The organism is Caballeronia concitans (assembly GCF_001544615.1).
Classification (GTDB): domain Bacteria; phylum Pseudomonadota; class Gammaproteobacteria; order Burkholderiales; family Burkholderiaceae; genus Caballeronia; species Caballeronia concitans.
Map to the genome: position 1 here is coordinate 375,946 of NZ_FCNV02000002.1, position 22,373 is coordinate 398,318.

Annotated in this window: 19 protein-coding genes; 7 read left to right on the forward strand and 12 right to left on the reverse strand. The window is 63.5% G+C overall.

The genetic code is table 11. From position 1 onward, the window contains the following. Nucleotides 1-58: 58 nt before the first annotated feature. From tssG to AWB72_RS07830, 4 genes are all read right to left on the reverse strand, one after another. Nucleotides 59-1,039 (reverse strand): type VI secretion system baseplate subunit TssG, encoded by a 981-nt coding sequence (tssG, locus tag AWB72_RS07815; RefSeq protein ID WP_052449809.1) that lies wholly within the window; start codon nucleotides 1,037-1,039, stop codon nucleotides 59-61. Nucleotides 1,040-1,125: 86 nt separating this feature from the next. Beyond that, nucleotides 1,126-2,940, reverse strand: a complete 1,815-nt coding sequence (gene tssF / locus AWB72_RS07820) for a type VI secretion system baseplate subunit TssF (protein WP_040049756.1) — start codon at nucleotides 2,938-2,940, stop codon at nucleotides 1,126-1,128. A gap of 21 nt (nucleotides 2,941-2,961) precedes the next feature. Next, complete coding sequence (gene tssA / locus AWB72_RS07825; RefSeq protein WP_040049755.1) at nucleotides 2,962-4,557, reverse strand: type VI secretion system protein TssA; 1,596 nt, start codon at nucleotides 4,555-4,557, stop codon at nucleotides 2,962-2,964. Between the two features lie 128 nt (nucleotides 4,558-4,685). Then, nucleotides 4,686-6,527, reverse strand: a complete 1,842-nt coding sequence (locus AWB72_RS07830) for an ImcF-related family protein (protein ID WP_052449789.1) — start codon at nucleotides 6,525-6,527, stop codon at nucleotides 4,686-4,688. Here AWB72_RS07830 and AWB72_RS07835 point away from each other — a divergent pair. From AWB72_RS07835 to AWB72_RS07865, 7 genes are all read left to right on the forward strand, one after another. After that, a complete protein-coding gene (locus tag AWB72_RS07835; protein ID WP_244285550.1) occupies nucleotides 6,526-7,902 on the forward strand; it encodes an OmpA family protein in 1,377 nt (458 codons plus the stop codon). The two genes, AWB72_RS07830 and AWB72_RS07835, sit on opposite strands and share 2 nt — an antisense overlap. Nucleotides 7,903-7,992: 90 nt before the next feature. Then, on the forward strand, nucleotides 7,993-8,478 hold the full coding sequence (locus AWB72_RS07840) for an Hcp family type VI secretion system effector (protein WP_040049754.1): 486 nt from the start codon (nucleotides 7,993-7,995) through the stop codon (nucleotides 8,476-8,478). Between the two features lie 153 nt (nucleotides 8,479-8,631). Then, nucleotides 8,632-11,292: a type VI secretion system ATPase TssH gene (tssH, locus tag AWB72_RS07845; RefSeq protein ID WP_040049753.1), complete on the forward strand. Its 2,661-nt coding sequence runs from the start codon at nucleotides 8,632-8,634 to the stop codon at nucleotides 11,290-11,292. Between the two features lie 280 nt (nucleotides 11,293-11,572). Continuing rightward, complete coding sequence (locus tag AWB72_RS07850; RefSeq protein ID WP_244285551.1) at nucleotides 11,573-12,619, forward strand: hypothetical protein; 1,047 nt, start codon at nucleotides 11,573-11,575, stop codon at nucleotides 12,617-12,619. Nucleotides 12,620-13,108: 489 nt separating this feature from the next. Further along, the gene (locus AWB72_RS07855; RefSeq protein WP_143754592.1) at nucleotides 13,109-13,765 is read left to right on the forward strand and encodes a hypothetical protein; all 657 of its coding nucleotides are present in this window, start codon (nucleotides 13,109-13,111) and stop codon (nucleotides 13,763-13,765) included. Beyond that, on the forward strand, nucleotides 13,762-14,235 hold the full coding sequence (locus AWB72_RS07860; RefSeq protein WP_052449786.1) for a hypothetical protein: 474 nt from the start codon (nucleotides 13,762-13,764) through the stop codon (nucleotides 14,233-14,235). Before AWB72_RS07855 ends, AWB72_RS07860 begins: the two co-directional genes overlap by 4 nt. 271 nt (nucleotides 14,236-14,506) lie before the next feature. Further along, the gene (locus tag AWB72_RS07865) at nucleotides 14,507-15,334 is read left to right on the forward strand and encodes a CHAD domain-containing protein (RefSeq protein WP_040049752.1); all 828 of its coding nucleotides are present in this window, start codon (nucleotides 14,507-14,509) and stop codon (nucleotides 15,332-15,334) included. Nucleotides 15,335-15,346: 12 nt separating this feature from the next. Here AWB72_RS07865 and AWB72_RS07870 read toward each other — a convergent pair whose 3' ends face one another. From AWB72_RS07870 to phnG, 8 genes are all read right to left on the reverse strand, one after another. Further along, a complete protein-coding gene (locus tag AWB72_RS07870) occupies nucleotides 15,347-16,474 on the reverse strand; it encodes a sensor histidine kinase (RefSeq protein WP_040049751.1) in 1,128 nt (375 codons plus the stop codon). A 125-nt stretch (nucleotides 16,475-16,599) separates the two neighbouring features. Continuing rightward, the gene (locus tag AWB72_RS07875; RefSeq protein WP_040049750.1) at nucleotides 16,600-17,733 is read right to left on the reverse strand and encodes an alpha-D-ribose 1-methylphosphonate 5-triphosphate diphosphatase; all 1,134 of its coding nucleotides are present in this window, start codon (nucleotides 17,731-17,733) and stop codon (nucleotides 16,600-16,602) included. Then, nucleotides 17,727-18,509, reverse strand: a complete 783-nt coding sequence (gene phnL, locus AWB72_RS07880; protein ID WP_040049749.1) for a phosphonate C-P lyase system protein PhnL — start codon at nucleotides 18,507-18,509, stop codon at nucleotides 17,727-17,729. The genes AWB72_RS07875 and phnL overlap by 7 nt, the downstream gene beginning before the upstream one ends. A 10-nt stretch (nucleotides 18,510-18,519) precedes the next feature. Next, on the reverse strand, nucleotides 18,520-19,290 hold the full coding sequence (phnK, locus tag AWB72_RS07885) for a phosphonate C-P lyase system protein PhnK (RefSeq protein WP_040049748.1): 771 nt from the start codon (nucleotides 19,288-19,290) through the stop codon (nucleotides 18,520-18,522). After that, the gene (locus tag AWB72_RS07890) at nucleotides 19,287-20,150 is read right to left on the reverse strand and encodes an alpha-D-ribose 1-methylphosphonate 5-phosphate C-P-lyase PhnJ (RefSeq protein WP_040049747.1); all 864 of its coding nucleotides are present in this window, start codon (nucleotides 20,148-20,150) and stop codon (nucleotides 19,287-19,289) included. Before AWB72_RS07890 ends, phnK begins: the two co-directional genes overlap by 4 nt. Further along, nucleotides 20,147-21,247 (reverse strand): carbon-phosphorus lyase complex subunit, encoded by a 1,101-nt coding sequence (locus tag AWB72_RS07895; RefSeq protein WP_040049746.1) that lies wholly within the window; start codon nucleotides 21,245-21,247, stop codon nucleotides 20,147-20,149. The genes AWB72_RS07890 and AWB72_RS07895 overlap by 4 nt, the downstream gene beginning before the upstream one ends. Next, a complete protein-coding gene (gene phnH / locus AWB72_RS07900) occupies nucleotides 21,247-21,870 on the reverse strand; it encodes a phosphonate C-P lyase system protein PhnH (RefSeq protein WP_040049745.1) in 624 nt (207 codons plus the stop codon). The genes AWB72_RS07895 and phnH overlap by 1 nt, the downstream gene beginning before the upstream one ends. Next, on the reverse strand, nucleotides 21,867-22,358 hold the full coding sequence (phnG, locus tag AWB72_RS07905) for a phosphonate C-P lyase system protein PhnG (protein ID WP_040049744.1): 492 nt from the start codon (nucleotides 22,356-22,358) through the stop codon (nucleotides 21,867-21,869). Before phnG ends, phnH begins: the two co-directional genes overlap by 4 nt. Nucleotides 22,359-22,373: the final 15 nt, after the last annotated feature.

Genomic DNA, 22,373 nt, shown 5'->3' on the forward strand with positions numbered 1-22,373 from the left:
GGCTGCGCGATTCGTTATATGAGTTGTGCTGCATTCTGTCGTCCTGCTCTGTTTCGTTCTATGCGTTGTTGGATGCGCTCGATCCGTCCCACCGCCCCAGATGCACGCGCGTGACACGCGCAGTCGCCGCGTCTGCGCTGCGCGAGGCCAGTTGCGTCGTCAATCCCAAACTCGTCTGCCTGGGCGCAAGCACGGGATCCGGCATGAGTTCAGGCCGAACGTGCATCTCGAGATGCGCCTCGCCTTCATAGCCAAGATAAAAGCGCAGCAGCGTCATGACCTCCCGATACGCCGGCCGCCCTGGCGTGAGATCGAGCACGGTCTCGCGCGTGCCCGGCGTGATGACCACCCGCACCGCGTTCGAGCGGTCGTAAAAGCCGCGCCCTAGCAGACACTGTTCGCCCAGCGCAGCGGGTTCGAAGTCGGTTACTTCGCGCCAGACCGGATAAAACTCCTCGACCGTGATGAATGCGTCGGGCACCGCATGCTGCAGCACGCCGGCGAGCCCTTCCGCAGTGCGCGTCTTCTGCGCGGTGATGCCGAGCATCGACATCAGCTTGCGCGGATCGACGCCGGCCGAAGCGCCAGATGACGCGCCGGTCTGCCTTGCGTCGATCCCCAGTCCGACGAAGCTGAGCAGATAGCGCGACACCGCATCACTGCCGCCGTGCCGATAACCGACCGGATACCGGTACTTGCGCCACACGCGGTAGTACTGCGTGAGGATGCGGTGATGAAACAAATCGAGAAACGCCGATAGCGGCTCGGCCCCGTCGCGATTCTGTGCAACTTCATCGACGAAATAAGACGGCATGCGCGCATCGACGCCATATAGCCCGAGAAACGTCGTGCGCACCGTGGGCGGCGCCTTCGGGTTGTCATCGTCGAATTCGATGCGATCGATCTCGCGGCCCGGGAAACCCAGCCGCGCTCGCGAGCGAAACCGCACCGGCTCCGTCGTGGGCGAATCGCTCGTGCCGATGGGTGCCGCATCGGGCGCGGCAAGCTCGATCAGCTCGCAGAAGCGATAGAAGTTCATCTGCGTCGCGCTGTGAAGCAGTGCCTGCAGAAGCGGCCGATCAGGCTGCGTACGATTCGACGACCCGACAAGTGTGTCCGGCGAGTTCAAAACGGTGCTCCTTCGCCCTTCGTTTCCGGCCATTCGATGCGCCTGCCCGTGGGCTGCGAGATGACCACGAGCTTCGTGTACAGGTTGATCGTCGCGTAAAGGCCGAGGAAGCGATTCAACATGCCGCAGAAGAGTTCGACGTCGCCGTCGCCCGCGAAGCGCGTGCTGTCGAGTGTCACCGTGATTTCGACGCCGCGCATCAGCCCACCCTTGACGAGCTTCTGCAACGGCCGATGGCGCACATCGGTGATCGCCTCGATGCGCCTGCGGTTCAACTCACCTTCGGTCCAGTCGTAGAGCGCGAGCGATCCGCGCAGAATCTCGGCATCGAGCAGCGACAAGTAGTTCGGCGCGAGATGCGAAAGCACGCGCCACTGGAAACGGTCGCCCGTGGGCGGATACACGGGCAGCGTCGGCGCAGTCAGATTGCGCACGGCGCCGACGTTCGTGAAGCCGCCGCGCATACGCGTGATGCCCGCCTCGCGCAGCGCCTTTCGCGGCAGCATGCCGTTGGTGCCCGTCACTGAGACGGAAAGCGTTTCCTTTGGCAAGGTGCGAGCTTGCTCCCACGCATGACCGCCCAGCACGAGCCACGTATCGAAGCGACCAGACGGTCCGCGCCGCGTGCGCGTGTGGAAATAGCGCTCGGGCATTTCGTGACGCAGCATGCCGCCGCGATGCTTGAACGCCGCGAACGGCACGTATTCGAAGCGCCGGCCGCCCTCGAAGCCCTCGACCATATCGACCGAATAGATATCGACGAGCGATCCGTACTGCGCACGCGCGCGCACCCGATATTCGGTCTCCAGCTGCGTCACCTTGACGGGGTCGGCTGCGATCGGGAACAGATTGATCACCGGCGTGCAATAGAGCCGCAGGTTCTCCTCGGTAAAGCGCATGTCGTCGGGAAAAGTCTTGTCGAGCACTATATCGACGTCGAATGAGCGCGCCGAGGCGGGAATCGCCGTCATGTCGAGCCCGAGCAGGTCGATGAACATGAACTTCTCGGGGAATGTGAAATATTCGAGCAGCAACTGGTAGCCGCCGAATGCGTTGTCTGCCTTCGGCCACAGACGCTCCTCGGTGGCGAAGCCGGCCGCCTGAAGACGCAAGCCGGGCATCGACTGCGGCGCGCCGGGGCGATCAGCCGGGAAGCCGGGCACGCGCACCTGCATCGCGACAGGCTCCGCGCTCAACGCCGCATAAAGCGCGTGGGCCACTGGTCGATCGGCGTTCAGATAGAAGCGCAGACGCGGCACGCTAAGCCGGTCACGCTGCGCTTGCTGCTGGATGGTGAAGCGAAGCCGGATAACCGAGCGGCCGTCCTCGCGTGCGTGCGCGCCCGCTTCGGTGAGCGTGAGTGGATATAAATCGACCGCCTGCGTGGTGCGATACACGCATTCGATTTGCGTCTCGTCACCGGTGGTCAGCCCTGTCGCGATGCGATCGGACGTGGCCTCCAGCCCCGCGTCGATAATTTCGTGCTTTTGCAGCGAACCGACGTTCGGCACCAGTTCGAGGATCGAAAGCGAGGGAATCATCCGCAGGTAATGCGGCCAGAGCATGCTCACGAGCCCTTCGGTGAGCTCGGGCAGCTCGTCGTCGAGCTTGTGGCGCAAACGGCCCATCAGAAACGCGAAGCCTTCGAACAGGCGCTCGACGTGCGGATCGCGCTCGCCGAGACGGTCGATATCGAGCTCACGCGCGCGATCGGGATAAGCGCGGGCAAACTCCCGCCCCGCTTCGCGCAGATAGCGCATTTCCGCTTCGTAATAGCGGAGGATTTCGTTGTCCTTGGTGGGAGACGACATCGGTCTTTCTTCCTTGCTCTTTTAGATGAGCGCCACGGCGCGCGCGGCGTCGATCGCGGTGAGGTCGCCCGTCAGGCTTTCGATACGGCTGCCGAGCGCGGTCTTGTCGGCGTCCTTGCGGTTCAGGCGGCTCTTGAGAATGCGCAGCAGGTGATGCTTCGCCTCGAACGCCAGCGACGGTTCCCAGCGCGCGAGCTGAAAGCGTTCGATATCCGCATCCAGATGGCTAAGCAGGTGCAGCGCGGTGTCCGAGCGCTCCGCGCGCTCGGCGACACGCGCCATGACGAGTTGCCGCGTGAAGCGTTCCCGTTCGCCGCCGCCGATTCGCGTTTCGTCCTGCGTGGGCTCACGTTGCAGCCAGGCGAACGCCGCGTCGATCCCTTGTTGGGCGGCGGTGTCGATGGCTTGCGCCTCGATCTCGGCCCAATCGGAGCCGGCGTGAGACACGCCGACCGGCGCAGTCGTTTCGCCGCGCTCGACATCGCGCACGGTCGCGTATCGCGCGATCCATTCGAGCGTGGCGTCGTCCGCGAACGGCGAACCGTCCGAAAACGATAGATGCTCGAGTCCGGGCAAACGTTCGAGCATCAGCGCGCAATCCGTGGCCGTGGTCTCGCGCACCTGGGCGTATTCGCCGCCGGCCTGTTCCTGGGCGACGAACGCGTAGTACTGGAGATCGAGCCAGAAGTGATTGGCGCCTTCGGCGAACGCCGATTCGACCCGTTCGAGCAACTCAGGCCACTGCTTCTGCAACAGCAGGCGCTTCAGATTCGCGCGGAGCTCCGCGCGCGGTGCGACGAGACGCGTCTTGCCGCCCGCTTCGAACGGCGGCACTTCGGTCAGCGTGTCCCAGCGTACGCAACGCATCAGCCGATAAGCGGCGAGATAGCCTTGCGGCTGCTCCCGCAGAAACTGCGCCATCTGGCGGGCGCGATCGAGCAGCTCGCGAGTGGACTTGACTTCGGACGATGCCGGCAGCTCCGACGAGGCCGACGATGGAGGCGCACCTGCAGGATCGGCTTTGATCTCATCGGCTTGCGGCGACTCGATGCGGCTCTCGAAGCGCCTGAAGAGCGGCGCGAGCACGGGACGCGTGTCTTCCGGCCACGCTTCGATGCGTTCGGTGATGAGCGCTAGCGCCGAGAGCGTGCGTTCGAGCAGCGGCCCGGAGAGGCCCTGCACGGCATCGAGTCGATCAGCGAACGTGCTGCCGCACAGCCACTCGAATGCGGCACGGCGCGAGCCGGCACGTGCGGGCAACAGCGTGTCGCCGAAACGGTCGACGAGCGCCGAGAGAAGCTCGAAGCCGGCGGCCACGCCCTCTGCCCCATCGCGGCGCAGACGGCCGTAGATGTAGTACACGGCCAGGCGTACGTCCTTCGCCTTGGTCTTGATGAGCCGCTCTGCCGTTTCGACGATAAGCGTGTCATCGACGTTGGAGAGCTTGGCGACTTCGTCCTTGATGGCGAGGAAGTCGTCGTCGTAGCCGGGATCGTCGCCGGCGGGTGCATCGGCACGTATTGGCTTGAGCCAGTCTTCCCATTGAGGAAGCGCTTTTATCGCCAAATCGGACGGCTTGCGCGTGCCGAACAGCGCGTTGAGGAGATTCGTGAACATGAAGAATGATGCTTATCTATGCGCTTCTGGTTGCGCTATTGTTTTTCGGGCGCTTGCCTGTCGCGCCCGATTCGTTGAGACGATCTCGCGTGGCCAGAGCCGCGGACCGAGCGTCTGCCTGCGCATGCTCATAGCGTGTTCCGCCCAGTCGGCAGCGGCGTGTCCGCCTGCTTCGCCGCTTCGATCGCGGCCTTCGGCAGCGGCGGTGGGCCATCCATTTTCGTATTGCGTGTAACCGTCTCGCGCTTGACAAAGATCCGCGTCGGCAATGTGAAGCCTCGCAGGTCCAGCAGTTCGAGCGGTCCCCGGCCCACATCGGTGCGCAGCATGTACGTGAGCGGATGCGCGATATCGGCAGGTGCAGGCGCCGCAGGTCCGTGCGCGTTGAGCGCGTCCTGATCCGACGTATCGGTGGCTTTCTGCGCGGCGTAACGCGTGTCCTCGAACTGCGCCTTGGCCTGCCACGTCACCTGATACGTCGCCGTATCGATCGGCTCGACGTGCGCGCGTTCGAGCATGCGCACGAGCGCCCAGCGACCGCTAAATTCGAAGCGCTTGTTCGTGTCGGCCAACTCCGAACCCTTGCCGAGGAACAACGACTGCGCGACCTGGCGCGCCTGCTCGTCGGAATCAGGGCTGTCGCTGATCTGCTGAAGCTTCAGGCGCAAGGTCGTGATGCGTTCGGTGAAACGTTCGAGGCTCAGGTCGCTGCGTGCGGACGCGGGGGTCGTTGCGCCGTTGGTCTGCGCCACCAGCCTCAGCACCGGGCCGAACGAAACGCCCAACGGACCGGCCGGATCGGGCTTGGTGGCCTCGGGCGTATCGTCCTTCTTGCCGAACATGTTCTGCGCCTTGCTCACAAGCGTATCGGACAAGGACGCCTGCTGCGCGCCCGCCCCACCCTGATATTCGAGCGCCTTCATCAGCGCAATGAACGGCGATTGCCGCGCATCGGCGATCAGCTTCAACTGACCGATCGACGCGGGCAGCGTCGGTGCGGGGTCGCATCGCACGCTGTTCATGAAGGCTTGCCAGTGCTCGGCGTAGTCGGCGAAATAGCGGGCGCGCAAAGTGGCGCGCAAGGCTTCGGGGGTCTGCGGGGTCGCTTTGGTATCGGCGCCTGGCTGACTCTTGCCTGCGTTGCCGAGCACCCAGTCACCGGCCACGCCATTTTGTTTCGCCGCTTTCTCGATGGCAGCTTCAATCGAGCCTTCCCATGCCTGGCGCGTGTAGACGCCCGGCACCGTCACTGCCGTGCGGAAGAGGCCACGCGTGTCCGTGCCCGCGGTCAGCGACGCGAGTGTCTGGTCCGGGTACTTGTGGCCGACCGCGGCGAGCACGCTTTCATACACCGAATCGTCGGAGTTCTTCACGCCGATCACCGCCAGCAATGTCTGCCGTGCAGTGCCGATCAGCTCGTCGCGTGGCTGGATGCGCCAGTCCGGATGCGCGCTCAAGTGCGACGCCCAGAAGCCGAGAAGATGCTGAGACAGGTCGATTTTTTCGCCGGCGGTGAGATTCGTGGCCGTATTCCAGTACTTCGGCAATTCGCCACCCAAGAACGCCGCGTCCGCGCGTTGTGGTTCGGCCATCATGAGATACGTCTTCAGCGCACCCTCGCCGTCCTGCGCGACATGCGTGAGCTGATCGTCGATCTGCGTGGTCGGCATCTGGCCGAGATCGACGAGGCGCCCTTCGATGTCCTGCTGCACGGGCGCGCTCAGCAGCGCGCGGCTTTCGCGGGCATAGGGCGTCCACAGGGCATCGAGCACTTCGCGGTCGTGGTTCAGGCCGAAGCGGGAGAACAGCGGCGCATGGTCCTGTGTGCGATGTTCGTAGAAGCCGATGCGCTGCTGCAGCGCCCGCAACGCGCGCAGGCGCGACGCGGCATCGGGCGCTTGCTTGAGCGCGGTGAGCGCCTCGTTGGTTTGCACCATCGCATGGGCGTTCGACATGCCCGAGATCAGCATGCCGACGCTCCAGAAGCTGATGGCGCCCAGCATCACGGCCGAAAAGACCGTGACCGGATGGAAGCCGGTTCTACGGCCTTTGCGTTCTCGGGTACACGCGGACGCGGACGCGCTCGCTCAGAAATTGCGCCTCGTGCGCCAGGCCCGCGCCGATGCATCGCGCATGGTGGGTGCGCGCCTGCCCGGCTACGTCGCCGTGTACCAGCGTCTGACCCGGCTCGAGCCTCAAGACACCGAGGCGCGCGCGCAATGGTATGGTGCGTCGGCTGCCACGCCGTTCGTCGATTCGCAATCGTTCGAAGCCGTCGTTCGGGCCGCCGAAACGACGGCGGTGCGCGAGTCACCCGACCCGTATCACGCAGCCCACGCGGCCGGCCTGGCCTCTATCGTCGGCTGGACGCAGCGGGTGGTGTTCTCCACGCTCTCCGATCCGCGTCAGCCCGCTCAGCCGTGGCCGCTCTATGGCGCGGGCTGGCTCGACTGTGGTCCGGCAAGCGACGCGTCCAGGCCCTGGGAGTGTGATGTGCGGAGCAGCACGCACGTCGCTCCGCCGGCGGTGGCCACGTCACGCGCACCCTGGTCACTTCCGCAGCCGCTCATCGAAGCCATGCCACGGCATCTGCGCGCGTCGCCGCGCCTGGCCGCGGTGGGACACGCACTCGCGCTCGCTGCGCTTGCCGCCGTCGCTTCGTTCTGGAGCTCGGGGCAGCACAACGCGGAGCTCATTGCGCAAAGTCGGGCCGACCTGGATCGCTTCAACGCGATCCCCGCTGATCGCGATTCTGCGCGGCGCGACGCCCTCAAGGAAATCGTCGCCGACCGCGACGAGCTCGATCACTATGCGCGCGACGGTGTGCCGCTGCGGCTCGGTTTCGGTCTCTATCATGGTGCGCGTTTGTTGCCCTCGCTCAATCGCGCCATTGCCAGTTATCAGCCGCCCCCGCCTGCGCCGGCCGTCGTCACACTGGATAGCATGTCGCTTTTCGATAGCGGCAAGGCAGTGCTCAAGCCCGGCTCGAATCGCGCCCTCGTCGGGTCGCTCGAGATGATCAAGGCGCATCCGGACAAGCGCATTCTGGTGGCCGGCTATACGGACAACGTCGGCGACTCCGCAAGCAATCTGAAGTTGTCCCTCGCGCGTGCGGCGGCGCTGCGCGACTGGCTGGTCGACGCCTCCGGCATAGCCGCGACTCAGTTCGCCATTCAGGGCTACGGCGACACGCGCCCGATCGCGTCGAACGAAACGAGCGAGGGCCGCGCCCGCAACCGCCGCGTGGAAATCACGCTCGTGCCGGATAACACAGCGGCGAGCGCTCACGTAAGCTCTGCGCACTCGCTGGCGAACGCAGCCGACAGGCGCAACAACATCCAGTAGCAATTGAATCCCCGAAGCCCATGCTTCGGGATCTTGTTGTCTGGAATAACCTTCCAGGCATTGCTTTGTTGTACTAATGAGGAGTAGTAAATGGCAATTCCCGCATACATGTGGCTCAAAGACGACGGCGGCGCCGACATCAAGGGTTCCGTCACGGTGCACGGCCGTGAAGGCAGCGTCGAGATCGTCGCGTTCGACCACGGCGTGCATATCCCGACCGATGGCAACACCGGCAAGCTGACCGGCACGCGCGTGCATGCGCCGATCACGCTGACGAAGGAAACCGACGCGTCGTCGCCGTACCTGTACAAGGCCGTGACGAGCGGCCAGACGCTGAAGTCCGTCGAAATCAAGTGGTACAAGATCGACGACGCGGGCAAGGAGAAGGAATACTTCAACACCAAGCTCGACAACGTCAAGGTCGTCGCCGTGCGTCCGAAGATGCTCGACATCAAGAACCCGGATTACGAGAAGCACAACCATCTGGAAGAAATCGAGCTGCGCTACGAACAGATCACCTGGTCGTACAAGGACGGCAACATCATCCACAAGGACACGTGGAACGAGCGCGCCTAAAGCGCCTCATGGTGAGCAAGGTCGTTGAAGTCTGATCTCAACGACGGCTGACCAATGCCGGTTCGCCGTGCTGTACGGCGCGCGAACTGGCGCTTCTCTCGAACCGCACTCGCGCTACGCACCCTTCCTGATTTACCCTGCTATCGAATTCCTATGACCTCGCGTGACTCCACCCATCTGCTTCGTCGGCTCAACCCGCACTGCGCCCGGACGCTCGAAGCGGCCGCGAGCCTGTGCCAGACGCGCCTTGCCGACGAAATCACCGTCGAGCACTGGCTGTTGAAGCTGATCGAGTCGGACGACGGGGACGTTCCGGCAATCCTGCGCCACTACGAAATCGACATCGACGCGATCTGGAACGCGCTGCTCGCCGCCATCGACCGGTTGCCCCGTAATCTCCGCGGCATGCCGGCCTTGTCGATCCAACTGGCGAGCGTACTGCAGGACGCCTGGAATCTCGCGTCGCGCGAGAACACCGATGGCACCATTCGCTCGGCGCATCTGTTGCGCGCGATCATCGATGCACCGCATGTGCTGCGCACGCAGGATGCGTGGCCACTGCTTTCGATCTCCGGTGCGCAGATCGAGCGCCTGCTGCCGCGACTCGGGCGCCAGTCGTGCGAGAACGGGACGCAGGACGAACACGACGATGACGCACCCGAAACGTCCGAAGGTGCTTCGCAGCCGAATGCAGACAGCGCGACGGCATCTTCGACCGAGCCCGTGCAGCGTTCGACCGACGGCGAAGCCCTCTCGCGCTTTGCCATCGACCTGACCGAGAAGGCGCGTCGCGGTGATATCGATCCCGTATTCGGTCGGGATCGGGAAATCCAGCAGATGATCGATGTGCTAGTGCGCCGGCGCAAGAACAATCCGATTCTCGTGGGCGATCCGGGCGTCGGCAAGACTGCGCTCGTCGAAGGGCTCGCGCTGCGCATCGCCGAAGGCAGCGTGCCGAGCCTTTTGCGCGAAGTGCGCATGCTCACGCTGGATCTCGGGCTGCTGCAGGCCGGAGCGGGCGTCAAGGGCGAGTTCGAGCAGCGGTTGAAGAACGTGATCGACGAAGTGAAAGCGTCGGCGGTGCCGATCATTCTTTTCATCGATGAGGCGCACACGATCATCGGCGCGGGCAATTCGGCTGGCGGCTCGGACGCGGCCAACCTGCTCAAGCCCGCGCTCGCCCGCGGCGAACTGCGCACCGTCGCGGCGACGACGTGGAGCGAATACAAGGAATACTTCGAGCGCGACGCGGCGCTAGAGCGGCGCTTTCAACTCGTGAAGGTCGAAGAACCGGACGACGACGCGGCCTGCCTGATGCTGCGCGGTCTGGCGAGCCGTTATGCGACACATCACGGCGTGCATATCCGCGACGCGGCGCTCGTTGCCGCGGTGAAACTCTCGCGCCGCTATATCCCCGCGCGGCAATTGCCCGACAAGGCGGTCGATCTGATCGATACTGCCGCCGCGCGCGTGCGCATGGGCCTCGACTCTCCGCCTGCCGAACTGCAACGCGCCCGCGCGGCAGTGGCAGCGCTGGAGCTCGAGCGTTCCACGCTCGACGGCGACGAGCGCGCGGGCGTCGAAGACTTGGGCGCGCGTCGCAGCGCGCTCGAAGCGGCACACGCGCAGGCCAGCGCCGAGCTGGAAGCGTTGAACTCGCGTTACGGCCATGAGTTGTCACTTGTGCGCGCGTTGATCGAGCAACGCGGAGACGGCAAGACGCCACTCGATGCCAGCGCATTCACCCAGGCGCGCCAGGCGCTTGCCAATGCGCAAGGCAAAGTCCCGATGATCTTCGCTGACGTCGATGCGCAAGCCATCGCGCGAGTCGTCGCGGAGTGGACCGGTGTGCCGGTGGGCAATTTGATGGAAGATGAACTGTTGAGCCTGTTGACGCTGGAAGACCAGCTCGCGCAACGCGTCGTCGAGCAGGACGATGTACTGGACGCACTGGCCGACAGTCTCCGGACCGCGAAAGCCGGCTTGAAAAGCGAGAACGCGCCGATGGGCGTATTCCTGCTTACCGGCCCATCGGGCGTCGGGAAGACCGAAACGGCGCTCGCGCTGGCCGATGTGCTCTTCGGAGGCGAAGCCGCGCTCACGACCATCAACATGTCCGAGTATCAGGAAGCCCACACCGTTTCGCAACTGAAGGGTTCGCCGCCCGGCTACGTGGGTTACGGGCGTGGAGGCGTTCTCACCGAAGCCGTGCGTCAACGCCCATATAGCGTCGTCTTGCTCGATGAAGTCGAAAAAGCGCACCGCGACGTGCTCGATATCTTCTATCAGGTGTTCGATCGCGGCACGATGCGCGACGGCGAGGGGCGTGAGATCGATTTCCGCAACTGCGTGATTCTTATGACGTCCAATCTGGGCAGTGCGCAGATCGACGAGGCGACCACCGACAATCCCGAAATCGCCCAGGCCGCGCTGCGCGACGTGGTGCAGGAACCGTTGCTGGCGCATTTCCAGCCAGCGCTGCTCGCGCGTTTCCAGACGCTTGTGTATCGGCCGCTGGATGTTGCCGCGCTCGGCACCATCGTGCGTCTAAAGCTCGCGAAGGTCGCCGACCGCCTCGGCCGTCAGCACGACGTCCGGCTCGCTTACGACGAGTCGCTCGTGAAGTCGCTCGCCGAACGCTGCCTTGCGCGTGAATCGGGAGCGCGCAACGTGGATGCCTTCCTGAATCAGCGCATTCTGCCGAGCGTGTCGCGCGAATTACTCGCGCGCATGGCAAGCGGGGCGACGCCTGCGGAAGTGCAGTTGTCGTGTTCAGAGGAAGGCAATCTGACGATCGAGTTCGTCGATCGTTGAAGCGAGCGTCGTGGCAGCGCGGCGCTTCTTTGTAACGCCGCGCTGTCTCCCACACTCAACCCGAACGCATTGGATGTTGTGCCTACATCTCTTGTCACCGACTGTTTCACCATAACTGCACAGTCAGTCCGCTGCCCCTGCGACGAGTCGACTGAAAACGCTTCGCGCCACAGGCGTTGACTTCCTGGACGAATGCCGATATTGCTGAGAGACGCCGCCCCAACGTCGAGGTGAGTGATGACCTATCTGCCTCAATCGACGCGTACGTTAGGAAACCTAAATGCCACACACTCCCGAGATCGCGACTCCGCGTTCTCCCGGTCAACGCATAACCCGCAACACCCCCGCGGCATGGCGCGAAGCGGTCCGAGCATTCCTGGTCACGACCGCGCTCGCCGCATCTTCTCAATGCCTCTTGCCCGCCGCCCACGCCGCGCCCGCCGATGACTCCGCTCCCATCATCCGCGGCCCCGACGTTCAGAAGCGTGCGAACGCAGTCGTCGCGATGCTTTCCTTCTCCGTCACCCCCGACCTCTCGGCAAGCACGCTCGGCATTCGCAACGGCGCGACCGGCAATCCTTCGCTCAGCATGGTGCAACTGGGCGGCGGCTTCACGTTGAGCCCGAATTTTCCGCTTTATCTCGAAGGCACGTTAGGCGGTTCCCGTTACGACCCGAAGCTGCTCGTCTCCGACGGCCAGGAGCAGCACATGCTGCCTGTCCGATGGACGAACGCAGCCGCGACGGGCGGCATCGGCTGGGACATTCCGCTCAATGCAAGCAAGGACCTCGTCATCCGCCCCATCTTCAACTTCTCGATCGGAGAAGCGACGAGCGATGCAGCCGCGGCGCAATTCCTCATCAACCGTCGAACGGATAGCAACATCGATTTCATCAAGAACGGTTCGCTGAACGTCTACGGGCTCGGCGGATCGCTGATGCTGGGTTGGTATCCGCGCAAAGAGCCTTACGAGTTCGACCTTGAACTGCGCTACACGGATATCTATCTGCAGAGCTTCGGCTCGTCGGGTGCGGTGCGCGGCTCGGCCAACGCGCAGTCGACCAACCTCTACGCGCGCTGGCGTGCGCCTACCGGAGCAGTCGTGTTGGGCAGGCCGCTGCGATACGTGCTCGAGCTGTCCCATTCGACTTACCTCGGCAGCCAGGCGGACATCCTCGGTTTCAATCAATTGACCTCGTTGGGCGCGGGGCTTGAAATCGATACAGGCGCAGTGACGAAGCTGTTCTCACGACTGCGCATCGTCGCGCGATACGCATTCGGGAAGGACGTGACAGGCGCGTCGGTGGGGGCGGCCTTGAGCTTCTGATCAATAAATTCTTGGCCGATCCCGCGACTTCTGCTATCGACAACTCACTCCGCCATCTTCAAAGCAAGACAAACATACTCGGTTTGCCTAAACCATTTCATTTCTCGCGTTACTGACTTTTCGAAGACGACCGCGCCGCCGACAGCTGCCCTTTCATCTAACCACGTTTGAAGGAACGCAAATGAGCGCTGACTGCATAAGTAGAGCCTTGACGACGATAATCGTCACCACCACGGCGATGATTTCAGTCAGCGGCATGGGGCCACTCCCGCGCCTAATCCGTATCTGTCCGCGCCATCCGGGGCAATGACGCATTTCGATCCCGCGCAGACTGATGCCTTCCCCGAAGCCGTCCCTTCAGGCACCCGCACGGCATATGGACCGGTCGGCGTGACACCGCAAGCATCGAATGGATTCATCAACTTCGTCACGCTCAAATCCACGTCGCCCAATTAAGTGTGGGCGGTATCGGCGACGGGCGTATCGTATTTGCAGACTTCCAACGATGCCGTCACGCAAATGGGCGCAACGTTGTATTTCCCGGGCTCCAACATCATCGCGCAAAGTCTGTTGACGTCCGTGCTCACACAACCCTTCACCACGGTCGAGCAGATTCGGGCAGCGCTCCAGTTCCTCGGATTGACCGGCGGACAAGCGGCGGGACCGGCCTATAGTGTCGTCGATAACAACAATGTGCTGTATTCGGGCGCCGTCGGTAGCGTCGTCGCGGTGGGCCTGATCTCGCCGGCGCTTCCGGCGCTCGGCGTCCAGGTCTTGCGTTCGATGCCCGCGTCCGCTTTCGTTCAATCGAGCGAAGCAATCGCGGGCCTCTCGCTGACCTACGACGGCAAACTGGCCGTGCTGGGTACGCGCTCCATTTCCATCATCGATCGCAATTTCAACACTACGCCGCAAACCATCCGCTTCGGCGGCGATGAAACGATTTCCAATTCACTCGCCATCGACGAGAACAATGGCATTTATATTGTCAGCGACAAGAAGATGCACAAGGTCGTATGGACAGGCAGTGTGTTATCGAATCAGGCAGCCGACGGCGCGTGGGAATCCGTTTATCCGACGGGCGACACGTTCCCGACCTTGTTCGGTTCGGGCTCCGGTTCCACGCCCAGTCGGATCAGTCGGTGACGGTGGACGGCTATGGCGCATTCGTCGTGAACAACGTGGGGCCGGGCGGGCTGAGGAATACCATCGGCACCATCATTCCCGATGCGATCGCGCGCGGACCCATTCTCGATTCGCCAGTGGACGTCGAACTTTTCGAATGGGATCCGGCAACGCATGGCTGGAGATCCGTCTGGACGCGGCCGGATATTTCATCCAATACGATGATTCCGGGAAAGAGCATCGCATCCAATGTAGTTTTCGTTAGCGGCTATTACCGGACCAACAATTCCGGCGGGGAAGTGACCGGTCTCGACTGGAATACCGGTCAGACAGTGCATCGCACGATTCTTGGAACGAGCATCTACGGCAACGGAATGTATGCGCCGCTTGAGTTCCTGCCTGACGGTGATCTGTTTTTCAACGGAATACTGGGATTCATTCGCGTTCAAGTGCCGAGCGGACTCGTCTATCCGGCCGGATTGCCGCTCTAACGCCCGTCTGAAAACGCTCGCCGATGCGAACGCCCGCGCTGTGCAACAGCGGGCGGATCGTGCGGAAGTCCACGAAGGCGACAAAGTGATCGCTTAAGTCGCACGTGTCGTACGACTGATCTCGCTCAAAGATGCCGCCGTTTGCATGAGCGAACATGCGCGTAAGCGCGCCCGAACGCGCTGTATTGTCCGCTAGATTCATCGGACGATTCGGTGCCCGTTCAGGGCACCCTCCTTGCTCCGTGAACGTTATTTCACGCGGGAGACGCGTATGAGAAAAGACGACGGTAACGACCGCGCGAGCGAAGCGTCGGCGGAAAGCAGCTTTTCGAGCTACGCCGATCCGCTCGTGCATGAGGCCTTGCAGCAAGCCGCCGCGCTCGAAGGCAGCGCGGAAGCCGAGCAGTTGCACAAGCTGCGCGTCGCGCTGAGGCAGTTGCGCACGCTGCTCTGGGCGTACGGACCGACGCTCGACAAGGACTTCGCATCACAACAACGAGCGCTGCTCAAGTTCTGCGCGAACGCGGCGGGCAGCACGCGGGACTGGGACATCGTCATCGATCTGGTCGGTGAATCGGGCGGCAGTGCGCTCGTCGATGCATTTCGGCGCAACCGCACCGAGGCATCCGAAACCAGCCGCGAAACGCTTTCGAATGCCAATCTGAAGAAGGTGCTGCGCGAAGCGATCGCCGAGGTCAATCGCGAACTGAACACGCAGGCGAGCCGCACGCCGCTCACGCAGTTCGCAAGACATCGCGTGACCGCAGCGGAGAAGCAGCTCAAGAAGCGCATACGCGTTGCGATGAAGTCCGGCACATCGGATTACGCGTGCTTCCACGAAGTGCGCAAGGCGGGCAAGAAGGTGCGATATCTCATCGAGTTCTTCGATCCGCTACTCGCGAAAAAGCAGCGCAAGGGGCACAAGCATCTGAAGCGTCTGCAAAAGCGCCTCGGCTCGCTGAACGATGTGGTGGCAAGCCGTAACTTGCTCAAGACTCATCGCGCGACGCTTCCAGATAGCGATGCCATCGATCAGGCGCTGCGTTCCCTGAAGAAGGAGCAGAAGCGGCGCATGAAGGCTGCATCGGCATTGCTGTGAAAGCGAAAGACGTCATTGCGCCGATGGCGAACGCGGCACCTGCACGGTGAAGATCGTCCCGCGTTCGTCCGATTCGGCGTCGATGGTTCCGCCATGCGCGCGTGCGATGCATCGGCAGATATAGAGGCCGAGGCCCATCCCCGAAGCCGCGCGCCGTTGTCCCGGCGATGGACCCGCGCGCGTCAACGGATCGAAGAGCGTGGGCAGCGCATTCGGCGGAATGGGCGATCCCGCGTTGCAGACCGCGAGCGTGACGTTCTCTTCGCCGCCGGCCCCCTTCACCGTCACGGGGCCGGAGCCGTGCCGCACGGCATTCGTGAGCAGATTGACGAGCAGTTGATTCATGCGCGCGCCGTCCCAGACGCCGGCGAGTTCGCCTTCGAGATGCACATCGATTTGCGCGTCCGGACATGCCGCGCGCACTTCGTCGGCGGCGCCTTCGCAGATACGGCCCATGTTCTGCTGCGTCAACTCGATGGGCAGCGCATCGCCCAGACGTGCGCGCGTGAACATGAAGAGGTCGTCGATCATCTGCTTCAATCGCATGCTGCTGCGTTGCAGATTCGCGACCGCCCTGACGCTCACGTTCGACAGATGCTCGTCCAGCAGCAACAGCTCCGTGCCGTTCAGTATCGCCGCGGCGGGCGAGCGCATGTCGTGCGCCAGCACGCCCGCGAAGAGGTCCCGAATGCGTTCGGTCCGCTGCGAGTATTGCTGGACCGATCCCGCGACCATCTGATCGATCGCCTCGTTGAAGCGGACCATCTCCTGAAATGCGCCGGCGTCCAGTTCCGCCGCAAGCTCCCATCGGCGAAGCACGCTCGCCCGCAGCGCCCGATACTCGGCGACGATGGCGTTGATGCCGAAGCCGTGTTCGAGCCGGTCATCCGCATGCCGCTGGGCGACCCGATCGAAACCCGTGCCCGAGCGAGGCCGCTGTCCGAGCGACTTGGCCTTTTGCTCCGCACCGGTCTGCGTTTCCCGCATGTCGGCCGCGACGCTTAACAGCATCTCACGCGCGGAGTTTCGCAACTGCGTATCGGTGAGATGGATATTCTCCGCGCTGAGTTCGCGGGCATACTTCGTCCAGTCGTCTATCAACCCGGAAAGGTTCGCCTCGATGAAGTCGGACAGCGTCATGAAGTCCCCCAGCGCTGGGTGCGTGCAGCAAAAATGATCGGCTGATCGACGCTGCGTCGTGCGGCTTTCGTTCGCAGCGGGTGCCGACATTATCACCCCACTATGGCGCTTGCAGCACCGCGCGCTCAACAGACTCTTCGCCCCGCCCGATACGTCTCGCGCGGGATCGCAAGCCCCGGCGCACACGCCACGCGCACGAAGTCCGCGCGCAAGCCCACTGCAATTGCGCCGCGATCATGCAGCCCCGCTGCGCGCGCCGGCGCCCACGAAACGGTCGATACCGCGCGCGGCAAGCTCCAGTCCGCCTTCGCAACGAGGTCGAACACGGCAATCAGCAAGCTCGACGGCACATAGTCCGACGACAGGATATCGAGTAGCCCTTCGCGCGCCAGTTCGAGCGCGGACACGTTGCCCGAATGCGATCCGCCGCGCACGACATTCGGCGCGCCCATGATCGTCGCGATGCCGTGCTCGCGCGCCGCGCGCGCCGCTTCGAGCGTGGTCGGAAACTCCGCGAGCGCGATGCCGTCGCGTGCGGCTTCGTCCACGTGCTCGACGAGCGTATCGTCATGGCTCGCCAGCGATATGGCGAGCGCCTTGCAGCGCGCGACGATCTGCGCACGATGCGCCGCTGCGTAGCGTGCCTGATGATCCGCCAGTTGCGCGAGCACCGCTTCGGCATGCTCGTCGCTCCACTTGCCATGACGCTCCTGATACTTGCGCCACTTCGCATGGTCCTGCCATTGACGCTGGCCCGGCGTGTGATCCATCACCGACGCGAGCTTGAAAAGCGGATGCGTGCTGAGCGAATCGAAGACTTCGACGACATCCGTCGTGCCGACTTCGCAACGCAGATGCAGGAAGTGATCGGCGCGCAAGAGGCCGCTATCGACGAAGCGGCCGATGGCATGCGCGCATTGCACCTGAAGCTCGCGGCCGCGCACGCCGTCTTCGGGACGCGAGCCCACGCCGAGCGCATCGAACACGGTCGTGATGCCTGCCGATGCGATCTGCGCGTCATGCACGATGATCGCCGCTTCGTGATTCCACAGCACGCCGGGACGCGGCGCGAGATGCTTCTCGATGTTGTCCGTATGCAGTTCCACGAACCCGGGCAACAGATAATCGCCGTTCCAGTCGATGGCATCGCGGGCCGCCGTGCCGCCCGGCGCGATATCGGCGATATGTCCATTCTCGATGCGCACGGTGCCCGTGAACGCTTCATCGCGCGTGACGATTCGCGCATTGCTGATCAGCATGACTGTAATGCTCCGGCTTCGTTGGTGTCGGTCGTCGACATCGGCGATGGCGATGCAAGCCGCACGATGCGTGTCGCGACGCGCTCGCGCGTGTCCTCGTCATGAAAGATGCCGACGATGGCTGCGCCTCTTTCGCGCGCTTCTGCTATCAGGTCAGCGACGACATCGCGGTTATGCGCATCGAGCGATGCGGTCGGCTCGTCGAGCAAGAGCACCGGATGCTCGGCGATCAACCCGCGCGCGATACTCACGCGCTGCTGCTCGCCGCCCGAGAATGTCGCGGGCGCGAGCGTCCACAGGCGGCGCGGCACGTTCAATCGTTCGAGCAAAGCGCTCGCGCGCTCGCGGGCGTCGTCTTCATTCACGCCTCGCGTGATGAGCGGCTCCGCGACGAGATCGAGCGACGACACACGCGGAATGACGCGCAGAAACTGACTCACGTAGCCGAGCGTCGTCGTCCTCAAGCGGATGATTTCATGCGGCGCGGCTTCGGTCAGCGAGACATGACGTTCGGCGCGGCTATCGTCGCGCACGGCGATCGTGCCGCGCGTCGCAAGATAATTTCCGTACATGCAGCGCAGCAGCGTGCTCTTGCCCGCGCCGGACGCGCCGGCCAGCACCACGCACTCGCCGCGCTCCACATCGAGCGAAATGCCTGCGAGCGCATGAATGCGCGCCCCGCCCTGTTGATGCAGCGTGAATGTCTTTTCGATGCCGCTTGCGCGCAACATCAGGTCGTTGCGCGTAGCGAATGCTTCGTGATCGGTCATGGTCATCTCTCGCGTCTCAAACGGGCAGCACGGACGCAACGAGCGTCTGCGTATAAGGATGCTGCGGGTCGTCGAGCACCTGATCCGTCAGTCCGCTTTCGACGACGCGCCCGTCCTTCATCACCATCAATCGATGCGCAAGCAGCCGCGCCACGCCGATATCATGCGTCACGATGATGGCCGCCAGATGCAGCTTGCCCGTCAGCGTGCGCAAGAGATCGAGCAGGCGCGCCTGCACGGATACGTCGAGACCCGCAGTCGGCTCGTCCATGAAGACGAGGCGCGGACCCGTGACGAGATTGCGCGCAATCTGCAGGCGCTGCTGCATGCCGCCGGAAAATGCGGAAGGCAATTCGTCGATGCGCGCGGCATCCAGTTCGACGCGGCTCATCCAGTCGCATGCGGTCTCGCGCAATCGACCGTAATGCCGTGCGCCGATGGCCATCAGCGGTTCACCGATGTTCGCCCCCGCCGATACGTTGCGGCGCAGACCGTCACGCGCATTCTGATGCACGAAGCCCCATTCGGCGCGCGAGAGAAGCCGCTTCTTCGGCTCGCTCAGCGTGAGGAGATCGAGCGCTTCGCCTTCGGGTGTCGTATAAGTGAGCGTGCCATCATCGATGCCTGTTCTCAGCGCGAGCGCATTGAGCAACGTGGACTTTCCCGAACCCGATTCACCCACGATGCACAGCACTTCGCCGGGATACACCGCAATATCGACATCGATGCAACCGCCGCGCCCTTCATAGCGTTTCGTCAGACCGTTGGCTTCGACCAATGCTTTCATTGCGCCGCTCCCTCGTTGGTCCGCTCCTGCGCATCGCGGCGGCCATGACAGTAGTCGCTATCGGAACACACGAACATGCGCTTGCCCTCGTCGTCGACGATCATCTCGTCGAGAAAACTTTCATGCGATCCGCATAGCGCGCATGCGTGTTCCCACTGCTGCACGCTGAAAGGATGATCCTCGAAATCCAGGCTCTTTACTTTCGTATAAGGGGGAATGGCGTAGATGCGACGCTCGCGGCCCGCGCCGAAGAGCTGCAATGCGGGACTCATGTGCATCTTCGGATTGTCGAACTTCGGGATGGGCGATGGCGACATCAGATAGCGATCGTTCACGAGCACCGGATAGTCGTACGTCGTCGCGATGCTGCCGTGGTGAACGATATCCTCATAATATTTCACGTTGATGAGACCGTAGTCCGCGAGCGCATGCAGCTTCACGCATTCCGTCACGCGCGGCTCCAGACGAAAGAGCGGTTCGGGCATGGGCACCTGATACACGATGATCTGCGCGTCCGTGAGCGGCGTTTCCGGAATGCGGTGCCGCGTCTGAATGATGCTCGCGTCCGCTGTGCGCGTGGTGGTCGCGACGCCGGCCGTTCGCGCAAAGAAGCGCCGGATGTTCACGGCGTTCGTGGTTTCGTCGGAGCCCTGGTCGATGACCTTGAGCGTGTCGCGTGCACCGATGATCGCCGATGTCACCTGCAGGCCGCCCGTGCCCCATCCATAAGGCAAGGGCATTTCACGCGATGCGAACGGCACTTGATGCCCCGGCACCGCGACGGCCTTGAGCAGCGCGCGGCGAATCATGCGCTTCGTCTGCTCGTCGAGATAGGCGAAGTTATAGCCTTCGGTGCTCATGCCGCGTTCTCCTCGTGTTGACCCTTGCCATGCGATGCACGCAGGCGGCGCAGCAGTTCCAGCTCCGATTGAAAATCGACGTAATGCGGCAGCTTCAGATGCTGCACGAAGCCCGACGCCTCCACGTTGTCGCTGTGATAGAGGACGAACTCCGCATCCTGTGTCGGCGATTCCATCGATTCGCCCAGTTCTTCCGCACGCAACGCGCGATCAACGAGCGCCATCGCCATCGCCTTGCGTTCCGAATGCCCGAATGCGAGGCCGTAGCCTTGCGTGAACGTCGGCGGCACGTCGCCGCTGCCCGCGAACTGGTTGATCATCTGACATTCGGTGATGTCGATATCGCCGAGCTCCACGGCAAAGCCCAGCTCATCGACGTGCATTTCCACGGCCACATCGCCATGTCGAATCTCGCCCGCGAACGGATGACTATGCGCGTAGCCGCGCTGCGTCGCGTAACCCATCGCGAGCAGAAAGCCTTCATCGCCGCGCGCAAGGTTTTGCAGGCGCGTCGCGCGATCGGCGGGGAACGCAAGCGGCTCACGCGACAGATCGCCGGGCTCGGGCGCGTCAACGTGGGCACGTTCCTGCTCGATCAGCCCTTCCTTGTCGAGCAGCGCGAGCACGCGTGGCATCGCGTCATGCTGTTGCAGCGATTCCGGCGCGCTTGCATCGGCAGGCGCATTGCCTTCGGCAAGCAGCGTGAAGTCGATCAGGCGTTGCGTGTAGTCATACGTGCCGCCCAGCATCTGGCCGCCGGGAATGTCCTTGAACGCCGCCGAGACGCGCCGCTCGATACGCATCGCTTCCGTATCGATCGGCAATGTATAGCCGAAGCGCGGCAACGTCGTGCGATACGCGCGCAGCAGAAAGATCGCTTCGACGAGATCGCCCGCCGCCTGCTTGATGGCCAGCGCGGCGAGTTCTTCGTCATACACCGAGCCTTCCGTCATCACGCGCGCCACCGCGAGGCGCATCTGCCCGCGAATCTGCGCGACGGACAACTCGGGCACGGACGTATCGCCGCGACGCTGCTTCGCCAGCAGATCCCATGAACGTTCAATGGCGCGTTCACCGCCTTTCACCGCGACGTACATCAGTCCACCTCCACATGCGTCGTGCGCGGCAATCCGACGAGCGCACCGCCCGCCACGAGATAGCAATCGATGCCGCAAGGAAACTGCGCCGTGAGCACCGCGCGCTCATGCCAGAAGCGCTGAGTGACGCCCGCAATCGCGACACTGCGCTGCTCCACGATCCCCGGCCCACGCCATGCAAGCGGCTCGCCTTCGGTCAGCGAAGGCACGCGGATGAACAACGTGGCCGCATCTTCGGGCGTCTCGGGATCGCCTTGCGCGAAGGCATCGAGCGGAGGCATGTCGTTGATGTCGTCGATATAGGCGAATGCAGCCGTGCGGCGATCGCGCGTGAGCGGCGCGCTCGAATGGAAGCGCAACGCATCGCCGAGCGTGCGTTCTTCGCGTTCGACATACACCGGCGTCGAATAATCCGTCAGCGCCAGCAGCGATGCGAACGCGGCAAGCGGCACGCGCGTGCCGAGCGCGTCGCGCATCGCGTGATTGCCGGGCAACGCGGCATCGATGGAAACGATCGTGCCGGGACGCGAGAGCGCGTCGAGCAGCGCGCGAAAGACGCGCTGCGAATCGTGAACCGTATCGTTGAAACCGGGCACGAGCGTGCTCATGTCCATCTGCATCATGCGCCTCTCACCATCGTGAAGAATTCGACCTTCGTGGATGCCGCCTCCGCCTGCTTGCGCCTACGCTCCTCCGCGATATGCGCGGCAAGCGGCGCGATCAGATGCGTTTGCAAGCGCTCGGCGTGAAGCGGCGATTGCAGCAACGCATCGGCAAGCGCCGCGAGCGTCGCGCGTTCCTTGTCGCGCCCCATGTGAACCGCGACGCCGATGGCCGCGCCGCCATCGTCGAGCGTCACGCGCAAGGTCGCGCGCGTGACGGTGACCTCGCCGAGATTGAAGGCATCGCCCGTTCCGCCGATGCGCCCCCGCACCATCGCCAGGCCGATCTCCGGTGCGCGCAGCCACACATACGCGGGCGGGCTCGCGCCTTCGAGCGCCGCATCGATGCCCGCCTTGAGAAGCTCGCGCGGCGCGCGGGCGAGCACGGCCATCCATTCGCGGCGGTTGACGGATTGAGCCGAAGTCCGCGGCCCGTTTGAGATGCTCATGGCTTTCCCTGTGGT